The following is a 21,882-nucleotide window of genomic DNA, read 5'->3' as shown; positions in this document are numbered from 1 at the left end:
AATGAAGATTCTAATCATAGACGAAATGCATGAGAGCATCATGCCCTTATTAGAGAAAGAAGGGCATGAAGTGATATACTCTCCAGAGATCAAACGCGATGAAATTATAGCTTGTATCTCTACTTTCGAGGGCTTGATCATCAGATCAAAAACTCCCATGGATCGTGAGCTTCTGGAGCATGCAGTGAACCTAAAGTTCATAGGCAGGGCTGGAGCTGGTTTGGATAAAATAGACCTGGATTACATGGCTGAGCGAGGAATTAAGCTGTTCCATGCAGCAAAAGGTAATCGGGATGCAGTTGCAGAACATGCGGTAGGTATGCTCTTAGCGTTATTTAATCACTTGGGTAATGCTGACCAAGAAGTACGGAAAGGAATCTGGGATCGGGAGGGAAATCGTGGACATGAACTGATGGGTAAGACAGTCGGGATCATGGGCTACGGGAATATGGGTAAATCTTTCGCCCGAAGACTTCAGGGATTTAAGGTTAAAATAATCGCTTTTGACAAATTCAAGAAGGGTTATGGAGACGATATGGTGCAGGAAGTATCCTGGGAGAAACTGAAAAAGGAAGTTGATATCTTGAGTATTCATGTGCCGTTGACTTCCGAGACCCGCGGTTTTTTCACTTTAAAAGAGCTTCAAAGTTTTGCCAAACCTATTTGGCTGATCAATACCGCTCGCGGTGAGGTAATCAGTTTTAAAACGCTGAACGAAGCTATTGATCAAGGACTTCTGAGAGGTGTCTTATTGGATGTTTTGGAAAATGAAAAGTTTCAAAAGTTTACTGATGAGCAGAAAGCTGAATTTGAGAAATTGGCCTCACGCCAAAGTGTGTTATTCAGTCCTCATGTGGCTGGATGGACATTTGAGTCATACATCAAAATAAATGAAGTGTTAGTAAAGAAGATCAAAAAGGCATTTTAGGCTTTTTTAGCCCAAGAAGTTTCATGGGAGAGCTGCAAAACACAACCTCAATTATGAGTTAGATTTTTTGCTTTTTGATAAAGTATATACACAATCTGGGAAATAGATTGGTCATGATGAGCGAAGTAGGAGTGTTTCTTAGTGTGGACTTGAAAGACTGTTTTCTTGGATGTTTTTCACAATTCCTTGTGGTTCAGATTTTAGTCCCTAGCTCTATAAATCTGGAATAAAGCGAAGTTTACGGGCTTTACAGCACTGTAACCGCTTCCTTTTATAGATTTTTTTGAAATGGGTAAATTCACGAATAGCTATATATTGGAGGCTTACTAGGAGGAGGATTTGGGTTTGGGCAGGTATTTGGATTAGGTAATCAGAGAAAATATTCTCTATCTGGAAAATAGTTTAAACCATAACAATCATGAAAATCAACCTAATTCTTAGCCTTGCTACTGTAGCACTTTTTACTGTATCATGTGGTGAAAAATCGGACAATATCAACGAGGAAAGTATAGAAGCTCAAAATGAAATTAGCGGAGCCATGCACGAATCAGATACAATTATTGTAAGACGGGATGGAACATTGCTAGATGGCGCGCTGGGTCAAACTGAATCAGTGGAGCTTCCTGCAGAGGTACTAGAGGTAATTGAGAACGATGACGCTCTGTCTGTAGATAATATCACTAACAAGCGGAAGTTTGAAGAAAATGCCATTACCTATTATGAAGTTACTTTTATGGTGAAAGGCGAGCAGTCCATCACTATAGTATATAATGAGAATGGAAAAAGAAAATCTGATGCGTAAATCCAACAGAGAGAGTTTATCTCAAACAAAACTCCCTCACCATTCATGAAATTGTTAGATTATCCAACTTTGGATTGTTTCAAAGTTTACTATCTTTGACGAACAAATACAAGGTATTAACAAGGTAACGGTCCCGTCTTGCGACCGTTACTTTGTTTTTGTAGCTATTTAACAAGTAGATTATGGGAGAAATACAATATTATACTGAAGAAGGATTGAAGCGATTGAAGGATGAACTTCAAATGCTGAAAACGAAAGGTAGAACAGATATATCCAATCAGATCGCTGAAGCGCGAGATAAGGGGGATTTGAGTGAGAATGCCGAATACGATGCAGCCAAAGATGCTCAAGGTCACTTGGAACTTAAAATTGCAAAACTCGAAGCGGTAGTAGGTAATGCTAGAGTGCTGGATAGCTCTCAGCTAGATACTTCCAAAGTCGGTATTTTGACTACGGTGAAAATCAAAAATGTTAAAAACGGAATGACGGTAAGCTATACGTTAGTTTCAGAACAGGAAGCTGACTTGAAAGCTGGCAAGATTTCGCTTGCTTCTCCTTTTGGAAAAGGCTTAGTGGGAAAAAAAGTAGGGGATATTGCAGAAGTAAAAGCTCCAGCAGGAACACTACAATTTGAGATCTTAGACATTTCATTCTAAAATATATCCCGGCGTAGGTCGGGATTTTTCTTTTAAAAAATATGGCTACCATTTTCACTAAAATCATCAATCGAGAAATCCCAGGTCACATCGTAGCTGAGGATGAAAACTACATCGCGTTTTTAGATATCATGCCTTTGGTCAAAGGTCATGTACTCGTCGTACCCAAGCGGGAAGTTGATTATATTTTTGATTTGGAACCGGAAGTTCTTTCAGGCCTACATCTTTTTGCGCAGCAAGTAGCCAAGGCTATGGACAAAACCATCACATGTACTAGGATTGGTGTTGCGGTAATCGGGCTGGAAGTTCCTCACGTGCATATTCATCTCGTGCCTCTTCGTACGATGGATGACATTAATTTCAATCGGCCGAAATTGAAACTTTCCAAGGAAGAGTTGTCGGAAATAGCGGAGAAGATTAAGGGAGGGTTTTAAGGTTAGTCTTCAGTCTCAGCGAAAAGTATTGAGTGTTCCTTTGTACACTAACTACGACTGAAAAGGCTAACAAACGGCTGTTTCAAAAGAAGTCTGAAATTATCCATCAGAATAGATTCGAGGGGCAACAGCAGCAAAATCAGCGGTATTTCGATTGTTAGCTCCCGTTTCTAGTGCTCAAACCATCAAACAGTAAGTTGTGAGAAAGCTTCTGTTTGGTTATGTAGTTCTACTTGATATCGTAATTCTTCATTTTGTAATTAATTCTTTTTCCCACGCTGAGATCTCCCCAACCCATACAAACCCGTTCCAACGCCGATCAACACGGCAGTCAGCCAGACAGACGTCCAACTTACCTGAAGCATCAGCCAGAGGCAAGCAACTATTCCTAATATTGGAATGAGGTAGCCGCCTTTTAGAATAAAAAATCCCTGATTCCGAAATCTAGGTCTGAGAACAGGTATGGCTGCACAGGTCATAATAAATAGAAAGAGGCGGGATAAGACGGTCATCGCTGCAAGGAAGGTGAAGGATCCCATCGCTGCCAAAATAAAAGCGGCTATTCCAAAGAAGAATACAGAATTGGCTGGTGTCAGGAATTTGTTGCTAACTTCTCCAAACCAAGAGGGAAGAGATTTTTCTAAGGCCAAAGCATAAGTAATCCTCGAGGCTGAAAACATGGAACTAATCAGGTTTGCCAGAACAGAAGTGGCTACGCCTACCATCAGAATGATTGCTCCGGTATTTCCAAATAATGCTGAAGATGCGTCAAGTAAGGGGCTGCTACTTTCTGCCAATGAGGGTACAGCTGCCTGCGATACCAACTGGATCAACATATAGATGACCGTGACGACTATTAATCCGAGAATCAAACCCAGCGGCATATCTCGTTTTGGATGTTTGGCTTCACCAGCTGGCACTATCGCGCCTTCGAAACCCACAAACGCATAGATCAAAAGCAAGGTAGCTGCTCCTAAGTCCGATCCTGCGGGAAGGGGACTATCGAAGCGAGGAATTACATCTGGCCCGATCAATAGAAATCCTCCGAAGATCAAACCAATTAGCACCGAGAATTTAATGACGGTAAAGACGGTCATGGAGCGTATGGATTCTGAGGAGCCAAGGATATTGATGAGACTCAAAAGTCCACAGGTCAAAGCCAGAGAAATTAAACGACCAAGGCCATCTCCCATAATTGGGAAGAAGTAAGCTATGCTATCAGTAAGTAATACGGTGTTGGCAGCAAAGGAAATCAGGCGGGCCAAATAATAAAGCCATCCCCCTTGGAAGCCTACAAATGAGCCAAAGGCTAATTTTCCATAGCGAATCGGACCTCCAGTTCCTCGAAAATAACTGCCGATTTCCGCGAAACTCAAAATGACTGGAAGCATAAGAAGCGCACAGAAGACATAGATTAACACGCTGTATTCTCCCGCAAGTCTGGCAGCTCCTGACGGCAGTCCGAATATTCCTGCGCCGATCAATCCATTGACTACGAGCATCCAAACTCCCCATAGGCCTAGGTTTCTTGGTAGTTTTTCTTGAATTTCTTCGGTAGATTTTTCTTGCACGAATGGGTGATTTTTAAATAAAAGTTGTGTTAAGATACTTCAAAAATTGAATTTGGAGGGTTTCTATGGTGTATTACTGTCGCTAGGTTTGATTAGTGGTTAGGCCGCTTATTGGATAGGACGAAAAATATTTCGCCCCTACATTCCTTTCACATTCTTGCGGTCTCTGCTTGACCCTGGTGATCTCCGTGGTAAAAAGATCCGCTGTGGTTTGTGTCCTATATACCGCTTACTAATCAGCTGGTTTGAAATGAATATTTATTTGACCATACATCGCTATACCTTTTTTGATTCTTACCGATCTTGACCATCTTAGTTTTTCTTTCCAACCCAAACCTTCTTATGCTTAAGAAATTTACTCTTGTCTCTGGGCTATTGCTTTCTTTTTTTCAGGTTTTGGCCCAAAGTTCTGAAAGACCCAATATCCTTTTCATTTTAGTTGATGACCTGGGATATCATGACTTGAGTGTCACAGGAAGTACATTTTATGAGACGCCACATATAGATGCACTGGCAGCTGTGTCGTATCAGTTTTCACAAGGATATTCAGCTTCACCGGTATGCAGTCCAGCGCGAGCGAGCATCATGACGGGAGTGACGCCAGCTATTCATCACATCACAGATTGGATAGGAGCGCCGGAAGGGGAAGCTTGGCGAAAGTACGAGCGTCACACGAAGCTGCTTCCACCGACCTACGATCATGCCTTGGCTTCATCGTATGTGACACTTCCAGAAGCACTTAGAAACTCCGGTTATGAGACATTTTTTGCGGGAAAATGGCATCTGGGAGGCGAGGGATCCTATCCAGAAGATCATGGCTTTGATACAAACATCGGTGGACATTCTTCTGGTAGTCCCAATGGAGGATATTTTGCCCCTTATCAAAACCCCAAGATGGAGCAAGGTCCAAATGGAGAAAATCTAAGTATGCGGCTGGCGAGCGAGACTGCGAAGTTTATCGAAAGTGAGCATCAGAAACCATTTTTTGCCATGCTGTCTTTTTACGCGGTACATGGACCTATCCAAACCACAGAGGAGAAATGGGAAAAATACAGGGTAAAAGCCACAGCTGATGGACTGGCTGATCATGCCTACACGATGGAGCGACGAATGCCTATCCGACAAGTTCAGGACAATCCCATCTACGCTGGCCTCGTGGAGGCTATGGATGAAGCAGTTGGAGTTGTGGTGGAGGCATTGAAGAAGAAAGGACTGGATGACAATACTATCATTGTATTTACTTCAGATCATGGCGGCGTGGCCTCAGGTGATAATTTTTCCACCTCCAATCTACCACTTCGAGGAGGTAAGGGCTATCAGTGGGAGGGTGGCTTGCGCGTTCCATACTTTATCAAAGTTCCCGGGCAAAAAGAGATGATTTCCCTAGCTGTTCCTGCTAGCGGGATTGACTTTTATCCCACCTTGTTAGATTTGGCGGGAGTAGAGCCGCCTGCCGCCCAATTGATGGAAGGGGTAAGTCTGGCTCCTGCGATGGACGGACAGCCATTAGGTGAGCGAACGCTTTATTGGCACTATCCTCACTATGGCAATCAGGGAGGCGATCCAAGCTCTATAATTAGAGAAGGAGATTGGAAGCTGATCTATTATTGGGAGGATGATAGCGTAGAACTCTATGACTTGGCAACGGATCCCGGTGAGCAGCAAAATCTGGCTTCTGCGAATCAGCCTATGGTGAAACTGCTTTCTGAGAAATTGTCCAACTGGCTAGCTGAAACCAACGCCAACAGACCAATCACTGATCCTGAGTACGATCCAGTTTTGCATCAGGTAGTTTTGGATAAAAACAAAAATGAAAGATTGCCAAACCTGGAGGCAGAGCGAATAAGAGTACTGACGCCAGGTTGGCAGCCGAATACTGACTGGTGGGGATCTAAGGTGACTAAGGACTAGCAGGTGATAGGTACGATGTGAGAGGTTAATTTAAGTAGTAAATAGGAAGTAGATCGTTCATTTCATTGGGTGACTTTTTCATTAATATGATTATCCGCAATACTGCTAGTCACCTTATATTCCTTGCTTTCTGGTTGGAAGACCGATGACCGAAGCGGCCTCAATTCTTAAGTTTACCATTTGCTACATTGCTTATTCCACCTTACTGGTTGAGAAGCGGATAATCATATTCATTAACTTAAATTCTGATGGTAAAGACAGTGATAAAGAGTGTTGGTCTAAGTGTTTTGCTTGCTTGTGGAACTTCGGGCTCTTTTGCGCAGCGAGAAACTGCAACAGCTGCAAAACCAAATGTAGTCCTGATCAATGTGGATGACCTGGGCTGGGCGGATCTGGGGTTTATGGGTTCGGAATATTACGAGACGCCGAACTTGGACCGGCTCAGTGAAGAGAGCAAAATCTTCATGCATGCGTATGCTGCAGCGTCCAATTGCGCGCCAAGTAGGGCTACAATGCTCACTGGTCGATATCCAATGACACACGGAATTTATACCGTAGATCCGGCAGATCGTGGAAATCCTAAAACAAGACAGCTGATACCTTCACCAAATGCTAAGAAGATTCCAACGGATAGCTATACCCTCGGGGATTTTTTTCAGGCACAAGGCTACAGAACGGGTGTGTTTGGGAAATGGCATATTTCCGACGATCCACAGGATTTTGGCTTTGAAGTAAATATCGGCGGTAACCACAGAGGGAGTCCTGGTAAGGATGGATATTTCAGTCCTTACCTGATCAATTTGGAAGCAAAAAAAGATGATGAATACCTCACAGATCGCTTGACTGATGAGGCTATTCAGTTTGTAAAGGAAAACCAAAATGAGCCCTTTTTCCTGTATCTCCCATTCTATACTGTTCATACGCCGCTGATGGGTAAGCCAGAATTGGTGGAAAAGTATAAAAATAAACCTGGGAGTAGAGGACAAAGCAATCCAGTCTATGCAGCAATGATCCTCAGTATGGATGAGAATGTCGGGCGGCTTTTGGAGACGCTTGCAAGCCTTGGCCTAGAAGATAAAACGATGATAATCTTCACTTCTGACAACGGTGGTATTCGAGCTATCAGCTATCAAGATCCATTGCGGGCAGGTAAGGGGAGCTACTACGAAGGAGGAATTCGAGTTCCCATGTTGGTAAAGTGGCAGGGTCAGATTCAGAGTGGAATTGACCATACTCCAGTCACCCAAATGGATTTGTTCCCGACGTTCAGGGAATTGATTGCCTCTGATACTTCTATTGAACTGGATGGAGAAAGCATTTTGCCTTTATTTTTTGGGGAAAAATTGGCCAAGAGAGATCTGTTTTGGCATTTCCCTATTTATCTGGAGGCTTACGATCCCAAAGAAGATGGATCTAGAGATCCATTATTCCGGACACGACCTGGTTCTGTGATTCGATCAGGTGAATGGAAGCTACATCAGTATTTTGAAGATGGGGGATTGGAACTCTATAACCTAAGAGATGATCCTTCTGAAGCGAAAAATCTAGCTTTGTCTAACTCTGAAATAACAGCTGAACTACTACGGAAACTACAAAAATGGAGAGAAGATGAGGGGGCACCTATGCCTTCAACAAAAAATCCTGATTACGATCCAGCATTCGAAGCCGAAGCAATCGCTAAAGCGATTAAATAGAGGCTGTCTCAAAACTGCTGTTTGCTACATTACTTACTTGAGTAGCGAGAGTTTTGAAATCGAAATGCCGCTGTAGTTGCTGCAAACGGCCTTCGACTCTACTCAGGCTGATAAGTAAAGTCTTTTTTGAGACAGCCTCTAGGTTGGTGGTGGAATTTAAATTACTGTTTCAAAGTACTCGATCGTTTTGATCAATCCTTCTCTCAGGTTTACTTTAGGTTCCCAATCCAATTCTTTTTTCGCAAGATCTATAACCGGCCTTCTTTGCATAGGATCGTCCTGAGGCAAAGGCATAAAGATCATTTTACTTTTGCTATTGGTGAGTTCGATGATTTGTTGAGCAAGTTCCAACATGGTAAACTCTCCCGGATTCCCAATATTAACCGGTCCGGTAAAACCATCTCTGCTATTCATCAGTCTGTACATGCCCTCGATGTTGTCATCCACATAGCAGAAAGAGCGAGTTTGCTTACCATCTCCGTACATGGTGATATTTTCTCCACGCAAAGCCTGTACGATGAAATTACTCACAACTCGCCCATCATTCGGGTGCATTCTCGGCCCATAGGTATTGAAAATACGCATGACCTTAATCGCTACCTTGTGCTGTCTATGATAGTCAAAAAAGAGTGTTTCTGCACATCTTTTTCCCTCATCATAGCAAGCTCTTGGTCCAAGCGTGTTCACACTACCCTTGTAAGATTCTGGCTGTGGATGTACTTCTGGGTCACCATAGATTTCCGAAGTGCTTGCTTGTAGGATTTTAATTTTCAGCCTTTTGGCAAGTCCGAGCATATTCATCGCACCAATCACAGAGGTTTTGGTAGTCTGTACTGGGTCAAACTGATAATGTACCGGAGAAGCAGGGCAAGCTAGGTTATAGATTTCATCCACTTCTACATAAAGTGGATGGGTAACATCGTGACGAAGCAATTCGAAATTCTTGTTGTCAAGCAGGTGGTGAATATTTCTTCTGTTACCGGTGAAAAAATTATCTACACAGAGAACTTCATTTCCTTCTTTCAAAAGGCGATCACATAGATGGCTGCCGAGAAATCCGCCGCCACCACTTACTAAAACTCGTTTCATTCAATTAAAACAAAAGGTTCAAAAACACTAGTGGCCAAAAATAAGCAATTGTTTTTCAAAATAAAGTAATATGCTTGTCCACATGTATGCTTGATTTCAGATTTGCTGAGAATAGCAGGTATGAGGACTGAAGAATAAAGTTTGTCTCTGTTCCTTATTATCTAGCCTAGCCCATTTAAGAGAAACTCTGATAGGCTCTTTACCCTGACAAAGTCAAGAATAAGCTTTAATCCAGCTATCTACACTAGCTGCTTAATGATTCTCGCAGGATTGCCGCCTATGACCACATCTGATGGGAAATCCTTGGTCACTACAGCTCCAGCTGCTATTACTGTACGATCTCCTATAGTCACTCCAGGGCAAATCACCGCCGAGCCGCCTATCCAGACATCATTCCCAATCGAAATCGGCTTGCCATATTCCCACATTTCTCCCCTGACTTTGGGATCTAGTGGGTGAGTGGCTGGATAAAATTGCACATTGGGCGCTACAAATACCCGGTCTCCAAGTTTGACCTTGCACACGTCAAGAACCACACAGTTGAAGTTGAAAAATACATCATCTCCAACTTCAATGTTTGAGCCGTAGTCGCAATAGAAAGGCGGCTCTATCCAGATATTTTTACCTGCTTTTCCAAGAATTTGTCTGATCAGCGAAATTCGTGACTCAACATCTTCAGGATTAGAGTCATTGAAAGTCTTTACTAATTTCCTGACTTGCAGGCGCTCATTTGCCAATTCCGGGTCTCCAGCTTGGTAAAGTTCACCAGCAAGCATTTTCTCTTTTTCGGTCATTTCAAGTGCTTAATATTTGATTCTCAGGAGTGTGAACAGACCAACAATAAATCAATTTTCAGAGTGGCATTTGTTAGGTATTTGATTTTTTATGACTGTAAAGTAACCCCGCTTCCACGCCTCTGATTTCCGCCAAACCCTTTAATCTGCCAATGGCAGAGTAGCCTGGGTTGGTTTTTTTTCTTAAGTCATCCAGCATCAGGTGACCATGATCTGGTCGCATGGGAAGGCTTTTTCCTCGCTTCTGCTGCACTTGAATGAGTTCATCGATCACCGCTTCCATGGGTACATTTCCATCTAAGTGATTGTCTTCGAAGAAATTTCCGGCCTCATCTCTTTTGGTGCTGCGCAAATGTATGAAGTGGATATTATCACCAAATTCTCTTACCATGGCAGGAAGATCGTTGTCCGCTCTCACACCAAATGACCCCGTGCAAAACGTAAGTCCGTTGTAAGGGCTCGGCTGATCTCTAAGAATCCTGCGTACGTCATCTGCGGTGCTCATGATTCTAGCTAAGCCGAAAAGTGGGAATGGGGGATCATCGGGATGTATTCCCATCGAAACTTCGTTTTCTTCGGCTACAGGAATGATTGCGTCTAGAAATAACCTCAGATGCTCCGCTAATTTCTTAGCGTCTATTCCGTCATACGTAGCTAGCATGGTTTTAAATTCATCCAAGGTATAACCAATCTCGGAGCCAGGAAGCCCTTTGAGCATGTTGTCAAAGATCATTTGTCGCTTCGCAGGGCTAAGCGCATCATAGTAAGCTTTCACTTCGGCATATTCTTCAGGAGAATATTCATCTTTGGCTTCTGGTCTTTCTAGGATAAATAAATCAAATGCCTGAACGGCTTTTTTCTCGTAAAGTAAGGCTTTTGCTCCGTTTGGGAGTTCGTACTCCAGGTCTGTTCTAGTCCAGTCTAAAATAGGCATGAAGTTGTAGCAAACTGTATAAATACCTTCTGCGGCTAGATTTCGAAGGGTTTGTTTGTAGTTCTCGATTACCTCTAGGTAATTGCCAGAGCGGGTTTTGATGACCTCATGAACGGGGACGGATTCTACCACAGACCAGGTCAAACCTTCAGCCTCAATCATATCCTTCCGTTTTTTTATTTCTTCTCTCGACCAGGTATCACCATTAGGTATATGATGAAGTGCTGTGACGATTCCAGTCGCTCCGGATTGAAGGATATCTCTCAGGCTAACTGGGTCATTAGGACCATACCAGCGCATGGTTTGTTCCATTTTATAAGTCATAATAGTATGAATTTGAAATTTGAGATTTGAAATTATTAGACTCCTGCGTAGGCTCCGAATCCGCCATCCACGGCCACGATGGTTCCAGTGACGAAAGCAGAAGCATCAGCGCATAGCCAATGTAGGGCGCCATTGAGATCTTCAGGTTTGCCGAAGCGATGCATAGGCGTATTACGAATGATTTGATTTCCACGTCCAGTGAGGCTCCCGTCAGGTTCGGTGAGTAAAGCTCTATTTTGTTCAGTCAGGAAAAAACCCGGAGCAATGGCATTCACCCGATAGGTTTCTCCATGTTTGGAGCAAAGTTCTACCGCTAGAAATTTGGTCAGATTGTCTATAGCGGCTTTGGCAGAAGCATAACCCAACACGCGAGTCATAGGTCTAGAAGCAGCCATGGAGCTGATATTGATGATATTTCCTCTTCCTTTATTCAGCATCAGGGGAAAGAGTATTTTGGAAGGGATAGCTGTTCCCAGGTAATTCAGATCCATTACTTTTCGCAAAGCATCCAACTCCAAATCTTGAAGTGTTTTATCAGGCGTGATCACTGCGCCCGGCATGTTGCCTCCGGCTGCATTGATCAGTATGTCAATATATCCGTGGTCCGACTCTATTCCTGAGTAAGCTTGCAGCACGCTACTTTCATCAGTGACATCACAGATGTAGCCCTGTGCTTTGCCTCCGGCTTCGGATATTTGCGCTACTAGGGCGTCAACCTTGTCGGGAGTGCGGCCCAGGATTAAGATTTCTGCACCTTCATTGGCTAGGTAAAGACTCATGGTAGTGCCAAGCACTCCAGTGGCTCCTGAAAAAGCTATTTTTTTTCCCTCAAGAGAAAATAGTGAATGACTCATAATTATACTTGAATGTTTTCTGGGCTAAAATCGAAATAATCGTTGGCATTGTGATAGCAAATATCTGAAATGATCCCGCCGAGCCATTTTTCATCCCAAGGAAGTTCACCATTGGCTACGTCCTGACCAAACAGATTGCAAAGAATCCTGCGGAAATATTCGTGGCGTGGATAGGAAAGGAAGCTTCTGGAATCTGTGAGCATGCCTATAAAGCAGCTGATTAGTCCCATGTTGGAAAGTGTGTTGATTTGCTTTTCCATTCCATCTTTCTGATCCAAATACCACCAGCCAGAGCCAAACTGTATTTTACCTCGCACGGATCCGTCATTGTAATTGCCGATCATGGTGGCGAACACCTCATTGTCCCGAGGGTTGAGGTTGTAAATGACAGTTTTGCAAAGTTGGTCCTCAGAATTGAGCGCGTTGAAAAAGCCAGCCATTGCTTTGGCTTGATTAAAATCTCCTATAGAATCAAAGCCTGTATCTGGACCAAGCATTCGAAGTGAGCGATCATTGGTATTGCGAAGCGCACCTAGGTGGAACTGCTGTACCCAGCCTTTTGCATGGTACATTTTGCAAAGCGCTAGGAGTGTGTTGTATTTGAAGTAGTTGATTTCTTGTTGGGTAGGAGTTTCGCCAGCGGTCACCTGCTTGAAAATGCTGTCGATTGAAAATTCATTTTCTTCGAAAAAATAAAGTTGCTCCAAGCCATGATCTGATAGCCTACATCCACGCTGATGGAAGTATTCTATCCTAGCACTCAATGCCTCCAACAATTTCTCATAAGAAGTAATGTCAAACCCCACCGAATCACCCAAGCTCGCGAGGTAGGTGAGGTAGGAGGTCGGGTTTTCTACGCCATAGGATTTGTCGGGGCGAAAAGCAGGATACATGCCGAGGTCGGTTCCTTGCTTATGAAAGGCCACATGCTGATCTAGAGAATCTATCGGGTCATCGGTCGTACAGACTACTTTCACTTTCATCTGCGCCAAAAGCCCCTGAGTAGAGAAAGCGTCCTGCTTCAGCTGGGAAGAGCACTGGTTGTAGATTTCTGTAGCATTGGACTCTGCGAGCAAATCTTCTATTCCAAAATATCTCTTCAGCTCCAGATGAGACCAGTGGTATAGGGGGTTTCTCATAGTATAAGGTAGAGTTTTGGCCCATTGGGTGAATTTCTCTTCATCTGAGGCGTTGCCGGTGATGAACTTTTCATTGATACCAAAAGTCCGCATTGCCCTCCACTTGTAGTGGTCACCAGCCAGCCAGATTTTGGATATGTTTTCAAACTTTCTGTTGGCGTTGATTTCTGCGGGTGGGAGGTGGTTATGGTAATCTATGATGGGTAACTCCTTAGCGTAGTGATGGTAGAGAATTTTAGCAAACTCATTTTGCAATAAAAAATCTTCTGATAGAAAGGAGGATTTCGTAGTTGAATAGGGCATTGGATATGTATGCTTGTTTTTTTACAACTTATTGTTCACTTAAAAATACCTTGAATCAGCTGCATTTGAGGAATAATATGCGGAATCGATTTCGAAAAAGTATCACTGAATAGGGCTAATTAAGAAAGGATTTGTACTTTCATCCCTGTAACAATAACCCGATAATAATGGCCGGAGGTATAAGTTTAAAAGAATTGGCAGCAGAACTAAAGCTTGCCCCTTCCACTGTATCACGTGCATTAAATGATAGCTACGAGATAAGTGAAGAAACCAAGAAAAGGGTGATTAGCATGGCCGAAAAGCTGAATTATCATGCGAATCCCTTTGCTAGGAGTTTGCGGGAAAATAAAAGCAAAACCATCGCGGTAATTATCCCGGAGCGGATCAATAACTTTTTTGCGCAGGTGGTGGACGGGATCGAGGAAATAGCCCAGGAGCATGGTTACCATCTCTTGATTTATAATACCCATGAAGATCTCGAGCGGGAGAGAAAAATTGTGAATTTGTTGCTGAATGGCAGGGCAGATGCTGTGGTAATGTCTGTGACGAGCCAGACCAGTGATATTTCACATTTGCAAAAACTACATGATCGAGGGCTTCCTATCGTTTTTTTCGATAGGGTCAGAGCAGATATTCCCACTACTAAGTTTATCACTAATGATTACGAAAGTGCTCTAGAAGGCACAAATCACCTGATCAAACAGGGATGTAAAAAAATAGCATTTTTGACACTTGGGAAAGATCTTTCAATTACCCAGGAAAGACAGCGAGGGTATGCTGAAGCACTAAAAAACTCGGGGTTGGAGGTTAAGCCTGAGCTGACCTTGTACTGCAGTCATGAGGAGGAAGATAACATCAAAAAGATTGAGGGCTTGCTTGCTTCTCCAGATCGACCGGATGGGATAGTTTCTTCTGCCGAAAAGTTGGCTTTTGCGACCTACCACGCAGTGAAAAAAAGCAAACTAGTCATGCCTTATGATCTGAAACTGGTAAGTTTTGCTAACTCTTCTATCGCTGGGCTGCTGAATCCATCGCTTACTACCATCACTCAGCCTGCCCTGTCAATAGGCAACGAATGCGCTAAACTGCTAATCAAGAAACTAACCAAGCCTAAACACTACGAGCTGATAGACAAGGTGATTACTATTCCTTCCAAGTTTACTATTCGGGAATCGACGTTGAGGGACTAGGCATATTTCGGTATGTATTACAAGCTGCTTTGACTCTCAGAGCAGCTTTTTTTTGCTCCAATAGGAAGGATTCATATGGTACTGCTTAGCAATTTTACTACTAAAAAAAAAACGGAGACCAAGCGGTGTAGCTGGTCTCCGTGATTTGCTTTCTGATTGAAAAATTCTCTTTAACAAGGTTTTTTTCCAATTAAGAAATTCACTTTAATTTAATCACCTTCTTCTATGGTTGTAAGTGGAGGGATGTTATTCTCAAAACCATAATACCCTTCATTTTGGTTTAGGTGACCTTTGGTGTTTGAATTAATAGCATTTTGCGGGATAGGCCAAAGTACATGGAATGGACTCAACGTGTACGTGTCACCATGTCTAGTAAATACGCCTTTATTGTAAAAATCTGTCTTTTCCATGATTCTGTCATAGTAGAAATTGTTTCTGGAGAATTCCAATTCGTTGTAACTTTTGCCATTGTAGGCTGTCTTACCTGTCTGTGCAAAAATTCTTGCAATTCTTGTCAATTCAGTTTTTCTAGGCTCTTCATAGTAAAGCTCGCGGGCTCTTTCATCTAATATGGTACCTATGTTAATATCAGCGGCAGTGTAAGGAGCTGCACCGGCTCTGGTTCGTACTGCATTGATATCTTGAGCAGCACCTGCCAAATCGTCAAGCCAATATTTTGCTTCAGCTCTCAGCAAATAAGATTCTGCCAATCGGAAAATGTACCAATCTGTAGGACCTCCCTGTGGCTGAGGACGCTGAGGGTCCGGCACGTAAAGTTTATAATGTGGCCAAGAAAACCAACTTCTAATGGTGTCAACAACCAAAACAACTCCATCTTCATTTCTGAATTCAAGGTTTTCTCCATAATATGGATCAGTAGTTCTAATACCAGGGTTGTTATAGACGAGGTCTGACATATTCATCCAGTTGCCAGGTGCGTGTCTAAGGTCATTCTCATCGTCCCAAATCATACTTTGATGATACCAGGTTCCTCTCAATCTCCCTATTCCTCTTCCAAATTCACCCACTTGATCTATAGCTAAATTTGCTAAATCAGATGTTCCTTTGTTTCCAGTAGGTGTATTAATATTTGATCCCCAGAAGGGTACTGCGTTTCTCATACTTATAATACCACTCGAATTTCCGTCTGTATCCAATCTATCCATTACTAGAAGTATGGCCTCTGTGTTGGTCACTGGAGACTTGTTTTCTGGTCGATGAAGATCCCAAACTACATTTTTGGAAGGGTCGTTGGCATGTACTCCGAACCTCTGAGTCATTAGTTTATAAGGTCCGCTATCTATTAATCTATTGGCGACATTTAGTGCATCTTGAAATTCACCCAGAGCTAGATTGATCTTGATGAGTAGGTGTTGAAGAGCGCCTTTTGGTACTCTTCCCCGATCCATTACTTCTGGTATCCATTCTTCACCCCATTCTAGGTCTTCTTTCATTTTTTGTAAGATCACTTTACGATCTGTGGAATAGAAGTCTAGCTTAGGAGCGACGATTTCTTCAAGTATTAGTGGGATGTCACCAAATTGCTGAGTTAATCTGTAATAACGAAGTGATCGATGGAAGTAGGCTGTAGCAAGGAGATGATTTCTTTCTGCTTCATTTTCATAATCCTGTGGCTCATCTATACGTGACACTACTGTATTTGCATACTTGATTCCTTTATATCCTTCATACCAATACCACCCAATTCTGTTGGTATTGACAGAGTTCAAGTTTGCATCTGGTGTAATTAGCAAATTCATATCCTGTGCTGGTCCTGATTTATCCGTAGTTCCCTCTACAGCTACTTCAGAAAAGATGTGCTCCGTAAGTATAGGAGATCCATCACCAGTATATTCATGTCTCATGTTTCGTTCACAGGCCACTAAGGCAGCCCACAAGCCACTAGCTTCATTATAAGTGTTCTCTGGTGAATAGAAAGATAAGGGTTTTGGTTCTAGCCAGTCTTCGTTACATCCCGAAGTGACAGCTAGTATAAATCCTGCAAAAAGGATTATTAGTGCGTTTGTTTTACTTCTAATATTCATAGCAATGTAATTTTAGGCTTATAATGTGACATCAATTCCAAGTGTAAAATATCTCGGGATAGGCCCTGAATTCTCCGGATCCCAGAAGTCCCACTCAGGCGCATAGTGCCCTACATTTCTAATGTTTCCGTAAACGCGTAGGTTTGTGATGTTAGCTTTCTCTGTCAATTGCTTAGGGAAATTGTATCCCATTGAGATGTTTTCAAGGCGGATAAAAGATTTTTTGCGGTATATATTGAAGCCACCAGCACTACCTTCACTAGAATTTAATCTCGCCCACTCGTTATTTGGATTTTCTTCTGTCCAATATGGTGTCACGTAGGAACTAGTTCTGTCAAGGAAGCCATCTCTATTTTTCATTTGATTGAAAGAGCCCTCATGTCCCCAATAAGAATATATCATGAAGGAGAGGTCGATGTTTTTGAAAAATGTAAACTCATTTCTCAAGCTCCAACGGAAACGTGGTTCTGTGTAACCTTGGAATTGTCTATCAGCATTAGTGAATCTGCCATCGCCATCTACATCTATTACTTTGAAGTCTCCAGGTTTTACGCCGTATTCACCGGCTGCCTCTTCTTCATTGGATTGCCAGATTCCATCCGTTTTGTAATTCCAAATTTGATCAATGGCGCGACCGATAAACCAGCCATTACTGGGGTCATCTAGTTCAACACCATTTTCGTCCAAATCGCCATATAGGCTTACTATTTCATTTCTGTTAAGTTGGAAGTTACCGGTCGTTCTCCAGACGAAGTTGCCTCGCTCAAAGTTGGTGGAGTTTAAGGTAAGCTCGAATCCTTTGTTATCCACTTGACCGAGGTTGTCCCATACAAAGTTGAAGCCTAGGAAATCAGGTAAACTTCTTTCTACCAACAGATCTCTGGTGGACATTTTGTACATCTCCAAGGTACCAGTTAGACGAGTTTTAAGCACTGAGAAATCAATTCCTAGATTGAATGATTCCGTTCTTTCCCATTGTAGGTTGCTATTTTGCATCCTATTTACATAAAGCTGATTAACTAGGTATAGCTCCCCGTTTGGTCTCTGATAGAAGTATTTACCAGTACTCAGATCAGAAAGGGCCACATATCTACCGATATCTCTATTACCATTGCTACCCCATGAGAAGCGCATTTTGCCAAAATCCAACCAATCTATATTGATGAAGTTTTCGTCAGAGAAAACCCATCCTACAGCTGCTGAATAGAAAAGAGCTCTTGGGTTACTCTGTCCAAAAGCTGAATATCCATCTCTTCTCACTGAAAGAGTAGTTGAGTATTTGCCGTCGTAAGAATAGATCAAACGACCCATCAAGGCATCGCCAGTGCTGTATTCGTCATTGCTTGAAATAATTGGGTTGATACCACCGCCGATGTTATGATAACCTAGACGATCATGTGGCTCAAAACCATTGTTTGTCATGGTGTTGTCCCATGACTGGAACTTCTCGGCATTAACTAGGAAGGTACCATTGAAATCATGCTTTTCGGCGAAGGTCTTTTGCCAAGTCAAGATATTGTCTATTTGCCAATAGTATTCTTTTCGCTGTCTTCGAGAGGCTATTCCGCCTTGTGCACCCCAAACCTCATGACTTGCAGATTGGTGGTTGAAGTATTCATAATACTCAAATCTAGGCGTGAAGTTGGTTCTGAAATTAAATCCGAACGGTAACTTGATTGAAGCATACACAGTAGAGTTAATGTTGACGTCTCTATCTATTCGATCGATATAGCTTCTGTCATAGAAGGGGTGTGTTCCACCACTTTGTTCATCATTTGGTCTCCATTTATAAGATCCGTCCTCATTGAATTCTGATCCCCAAGGTGATAGCGTTCGGTAAAGACCCCAAGACACATCAACTTCGCTCTCATCCTGCGTTGCAAATTGCACGTTCATTCCTACGGTAAGCCACTTGTTGACTTTTCCTTCTAGATTTATTCTAGTTCGTATCGTCTCGTATTCATCACCAATGATGATTCCCTCATTATTGAGGTAACCTACAGACCAGTAGTAATTAAAATTTTCATTTCTTCCTGATAGACTGACAGTATAATCTTGTCTGAAGCCCGTCTGGAAAATTTTATCTCTCCAGTCCACAGATCGACCAGCTTTGTAATTCTCTATCTCCACTGGCTGCATGTTCAATCGTTGGAGCCAAACGGTGACAGGATCTCCCGACGAACCATCGTAGGCCATCCACTCTTCTAGAGAAATATCACTTGGTAACGTTCTTGGATCTGAGAATTCGTATGGGTCATATCCACCTGCATTGATGCTTTTAAAAACATCCTCTCTCCAACTCACGAACTCATCCGGGCCATAAACGTCAGGGAATGTAGCCATAGTAGCCAGTCCGGCATTTGCATTGAATTTGATTGTAGGCTTACCAATAGTTCCTTTCTTGGTGGTTATCAAGATTACACCGTTGGCGGCTTTAGCTCCGAATACTGCGGCTGCGCTTGCATCTTTGAGTACTTCTAGATTTTCAATATCGTTAGGGTTGATATCAGCGAGTTCACCGTAATAGATAGCTCCATCCAATACTAGTAGAGGAGAATTGCCAGCGTTGAGAGAGGTTTGACCTCTTATTTGAAGGGAGCCTCCACCTTTGGCAGAAGTACTGAGGCCTACGTTCAATCCAGCGGCGTTTCCTCTTAGAATGTCCTGTACAGAATTTGGGTTTTCATTTTCCAGTTTATTCGGATTCACTGAAGAAACCGCACCAGTTATGTCTCGCTTTTTCGCCGTACCATATCCGATTACTACTACCTCTTCGAGATCAGAAGTGTTGGGGTTCATTCTCAGATCTATTACGGTTTGGTTGCCAATTGGCATTTCGATCGGATCATACCCGATGAAGGAGAAGACTAATACTCCTTCTTTTGGCGCGTTGATGGAATACTTTCCATCCAAATCTGTCGTGGTGCCGGTAGTGGTGCCTTTAAGTAGCACAGTTACTCCCGGTAAACCCATGTCTGTTTCGTCTAAAACAGTACCTGTGATTTGTACTTCCTGTGCATAGGTCATGGTGACACTAATGCATAGGAAAATTACAAACAACCAGAGGCTCTTGTAACTAGTGTTCTGCATAAGTAGGGGGTTAATTGTTATGGATTATTATTAATTAGCCGTTAGTTATTCTGAAATACGAATAGCCAACAAATCAATTTACCATACTTTTGAGCAAATGACCTAATATTATCCGGTGGTTTTAACGGAAACGATTTCGACTCTGATTTATCATTATTAACCTGTTTTCCTATTTATCTCTTGCTTAAAACAGTCGGAAAGGCTGTTTCTTTTATCATGGTTAAAAAAAATAGAAATAATCTATGGAGAAGATTCTTCGAAAAAATGGCTCTATCTACCTATGAGATGTGCCAAGTGGTAGGCTATGCTTCTCTGGAAAATGCGCTGTAGCTAATAAGCAAATGGGCGTGAAATATTGACTTATAAATACACGGAAAGTGTTTTGAAAATGACAAAAAAGAAGCTGCCCTGAAATCTCCAGGACAGCTTTTAATTAATTAATTATTTCGATTTTTAGTACCCAGGATTTTGAGGGAATCCTGATGCTTCGCCTTCTGCGCGGTCTATCTGATTTTGAGGAATTGGTCTCAAATTATGAAAGGCTTGGATGTTTGGTGCTCCTTGTGGATTGTACATTTTTACACGCTCCACCAAAATGCCCCATCTTTTCAGATCCAGCCATCTAGTCTGCTCTCCGATCAGTTCTCTTGCTCTTTCTTCCGTGATAAATTCAAAAGTAAGTTCTGATGGAGTGATCTCCATTTCAGCTTCTTTTCCTGGGAAGGCTGCCCTTCTTCTTACCTTATTGATATTTGCAGTCGCCAGATCAATTTTGCCTTGTCTAAACTGAGCCTCAGCAAGTAATAAATAGGTATCAGCAAGCCTCATTGCGATGTAATCTCGTCCCCCAGCAAATTGAGTTCTATCTGCTCTTCCTGGATCTAAATGCTTTTTGAGAGAAGGAAACAATCTTTCCGTGTAAAGCTCAGGTGTTAGGACTTGGTAAGGATACTTAGCTCTTTCAGATGCTGGCATATTGTAACCTGGAAGCCAGATGGTAGTATCACCTGCTGCAAAGGTTACCGTTGCTTTTGATTTATCAAAAGAGGTGTTATACGTCCCTGGCTTATTAGATTTGAAGAAGTCCACATAGGTGTTTTTATACCTGGAATCATTGGTTCTATCCGCAAAGATGGTGTTTAAGGTGTAGTCAGTTGATTTGTAACGCTTAAATGGTCGTCCATTTTCTGTATCTCTTTGCATGCCTGGCTGCACATCATATTCCATCAGGAAAAACACGTGTGAATTGTTTCCTCCGCCTGTGTTTAATGGATCATAAGTGTATTGAGTGGACCAGATGACCTCATCATTGATTTCATTTCCAAACGCAAAGACATTTCCAAAATCCGGTATTAATTTGAAACCATAATTATTGATTACACTTTGTAGCAATGGTTCCGCTTTTGCATAATCTGAAGCTTCTCCAGCCTCTGAAGTGGCTTTAGTCACATATACTCTTCCTAGAAGATGCTCGGCGGCAGCTTTGGTAGCTCTACCGTAATCTGTTGATTTAGCTTTCGCTTCTAATTTTGGAATGGCAGCTTCTAAATCTGCAATAATTGCAGCATAAATTTGTGCCACAGAAGATCGCGTGACCACTTTGGTAGGGACGATTGTTTCAGAAAGTTGAAGATCTACGCCACCGAATAATTGAACCAAGAGGAAATAATGGTGCGCTCGGATGAATTTGGCTTCCGCCACTCTTTGATCTATGAGTGATTGGGAAATTCCTGTGAGATTTACTGATCGGTCAATTACTGCATTACAGGTGTTTATACCTGCATATAATCCGTCCCATAATTCACGAACGTGACCGTTTTGAGAATCAAATTGGTTAGTGTATGTGTTCATGAATTTCCATGAACCATCTGCGCCATTTGTGAAGATGTCTGTTCCGAAAATCGTAAAGTTATTACCTCTTTCGGTACCATACCAAAGGCGCATAGAACTATAGGCTGCGTTTATACCATCATTCATACCCTTGGGCGTATTCAAGTAATCATTGCCTATTCGAGCAACGACATCTTCTTCCAGAAATCCGTCGCAAGAAACTGCCGCAGATAAGCCGAGTATAAGGGCGGTTGACTTTGCCCAGTATTTTATATTTAAAGCTAATTTTTTCAT

16 protein-coding genes are annotated in these 21,882 nt (G+C 42.4%); 7 read left to right on the top strand and 9 right to left on the bottom strand.

The window, feature by feature from the left end:
• Window position 1 precedes the first annotated feature (1 nt).
• From ABJH64_RS02175 to ABJH64_RS02160, 4 genes are all read left to right on the top strand, one after another.
• On the top strand, window positions 2-928 hold the full coding sequence (locus ABJH64_RS02175; protein ID WP_348299415.1) for a 2-hydroxyacid dehydrogenase: 927 nt from the start codon (window positions 2-4) through the stop codon (window positions 926-928).
• Window positions 929-1,346: 418 nt separating this feature from the next.
• The gene (locus tag ABJH64_RS02170; protein WP_348274201.1) at window positions 1,347-1,730 is read left to right on the top strand and encodes a hypothetical protein; all 384 of its coding nucleotides are present in this window, start codon (window positions 1,347-1,349) and stop codon (window positions 1,728-1,730) included.
• Window positions 1,731-1,912: 182 nt separating this feature from the next.
• A complete protein-coding gene (gene greA, locus ABJH64_RS02165; protein ID WP_348274202.1) occupies window positions 1,913-2,386 on the top strand; it encodes a transcription elongation factor GreA in 474 nt (157 codons plus the stop codon).
• 41 nt (window positions 2,387-2,427) lie between these two features.
• Entirely contained in the window at window positions 2,428-2,820 is a 393-nt protein-coding gene (locus ABJH64_RS02160; protein WP_348274203.1) for an HIT family protein, read from the top strand.
• A gap of 260 nt (window positions 2,821-3,080) precedes the next feature.
• Here the strand turns inward: ABJH64_RS02160 and ABJH64_RS02155 are convergent, their stop codons facing one another.
• Window positions 3,081-4,391, bottom strand: coding sequence for an APC family permease (locus tag ABJH64_RS02155; RefSeq protein ID WP_348274204.1), 1,311 nt, complete (start codon window positions 4,389-4,391; stop codon window positions 3,081-3,083).
• A gap of 342 nt (window positions 4,392-4,733) precedes the next feature.
• Here ABJH64_RS02155 and ABJH64_RS02150 point away from each other — a divergent pair, with 342 nt between their 5' ends.
• Window positions 4,734-6,302, top strand: coding sequence for a sulfatase (locus ABJH64_RS02150; protein WP_348299416.1), 1,569 nt, complete (start codon window positions 4,734-4,736; stop codon window positions 6,300-6,302).
• 248 nt (window positions 6,303-6,550) lie between these two features.
• Window positions 6,551-7,996 (top strand): sulfatase, encoded by a 1,446-nt coding sequence (locus tag ABJH64_RS02145; RefSeq protein ID WP_348275131.1) that lies wholly within the window; start codon window positions 6,551-6,553, stop codon window positions 7,994-7,996.
• Between the two features lie 156 nt (window positions 7,997-8,152).
• Here the strand turns inward: ABJH64_RS02145 and ABJH64_RS02140 are convergent, their stop codons facing one another.
• The 5 genes from ABJH64_RS02140 to uxaC all read right to left on the bottom strand — a co-directional run bounded on the left by ABJH64_RS02140 (window position 8,153) and on the right by uxaC (window position 13,433).
• Window positions 8,153-9,085: a UDP-glucuronic acid decarboxylase family protein gene (locus tag ABJH64_RS02140; RefSeq protein WP_348275130.1), complete on the bottom strand. Its 933-nt coding sequence runs from the start codon at window positions 9,083-9,085 to the stop codon at window positions 8,153-8,155.
• 239 nt (window positions 9,086-9,324) lie between these two features.
• A complete protein-coding gene (locus tag ABJH64_RS02135) occupies window positions 9,325-9,879 on the bottom strand; it encodes a sugar O-acetyltransferase (RefSeq protein ID WP_348275129.1) in 555 nt (184 codons plus the stop codon).
• Between the two features lie 73 nt (window positions 9,880-9,952).
• On the bottom strand, window positions 9,953-11,137 hold the full coding sequence (gene uxuA, locus ABJH64_RS02130) for a mannonate dehydratase (RefSeq protein WP_348275128.1): 1,185 nt from the start codon (window positions 11,135-11,137) through the stop codon (window positions 9,953-9,955).
• Window positions 11,138-11,172: 35 nt separating this feature from the next.
• Window positions 11,173-11,991: an SDR family oxidoreductase gene (locus ABJH64_RS02125; RefSeq protein WP_348275127.1), complete on the bottom strand. Its 819-nt coding sequence runs from the start codon at window positions 11,989-11,991 to the stop codon at window positions 11,173-11,175.
• 2 nt (window positions 11,992-11,993) lie between these two features.
• Window positions 11,994-13,433, bottom strand: coding sequence for a glucuronate isomerase (gene uxaC / locus ABJH64_RS02120; protein ID WP_348299418.1), 1,440 nt, complete (start codon window positions 13,431-13,433; stop codon window positions 11,994-11,996).
• A gap of 167 nt (window positions 13,434-13,600) precedes the next feature.
• Between uxaC and ABJH64_RS02115 the strand changes: the two genes are divergently transcribed.
• Window positions 13,601-14,623: a LacI family DNA-binding transcriptional regulator gene (locus ABJH64_RS02115; RefSeq protein WP_348273889.1), complete on the top strand. Its 1,023-nt coding sequence runs from the start codon at window positions 13,601-13,603 to the stop codon at window positions 14,621-14,623.
• Between the two features lie 209 nt (window positions 14,624-14,832).
• Here the strand turns inward: ABJH64_RS02115 and ABJH64_RS02110 are convergent, their stop codons facing one another.
• The 3 genes from ABJH64_RS02110 to ABJH64_RS02100 form a co-directional block, all read right to left on the bottom strand.
• Window positions 14,833-16,668 carry a RagB/SusD family nutrient uptake outer membrane protein gene (locus ABJH64_RS02110; RefSeq protein ID WP_348273890.1) on the bottom strand — a complete coding sequence of 612 codons (1,836 nt, stop codon included), beginning with the start codon at window positions 16,666-16,668 and terminating at the stop codon, window positions 14,833-14,835.
• An 18-nt stretch (window positions 16,669-16,686) separates the two neighbouring features.
• Window positions 16,687-19,758, bottom strand: coding sequence for a SusC/RagA family TonB-linked outer membrane protein (locus tag ABJH64_RS02105; protein WP_348273891.1), 3,072 nt, complete (start codon window positions 19,756-19,758; stop codon window positions 16,687-16,689).
• Between the two features lie 453 nt (window positions 19,759-20,211).
• Complete coding sequence (locus ABJH64_RS02100) at window positions 20,212-21,882, bottom strand: RagB/SusD family nutrient uptake outer membrane protein (protein WP_348273892.1); 1,671 nt, start codon at window positions 21,880-21,882, stop codon at window positions 20,212-20,214.

It is taken from the genome of Algoriphagus sp. (genome assembly GCF_039969895.1).
In the GTDB taxonomy this organism is placed as follows: Bacteria; Bacteroidota; Bacteroidia; order Cytophagales; family Cyclobacteriaceae; genus Algoriphagus.
Note: the sequence above shows the minus strand (reverse complement) of the source record. Positions and strands in the feature narration are given on the sequence as shown.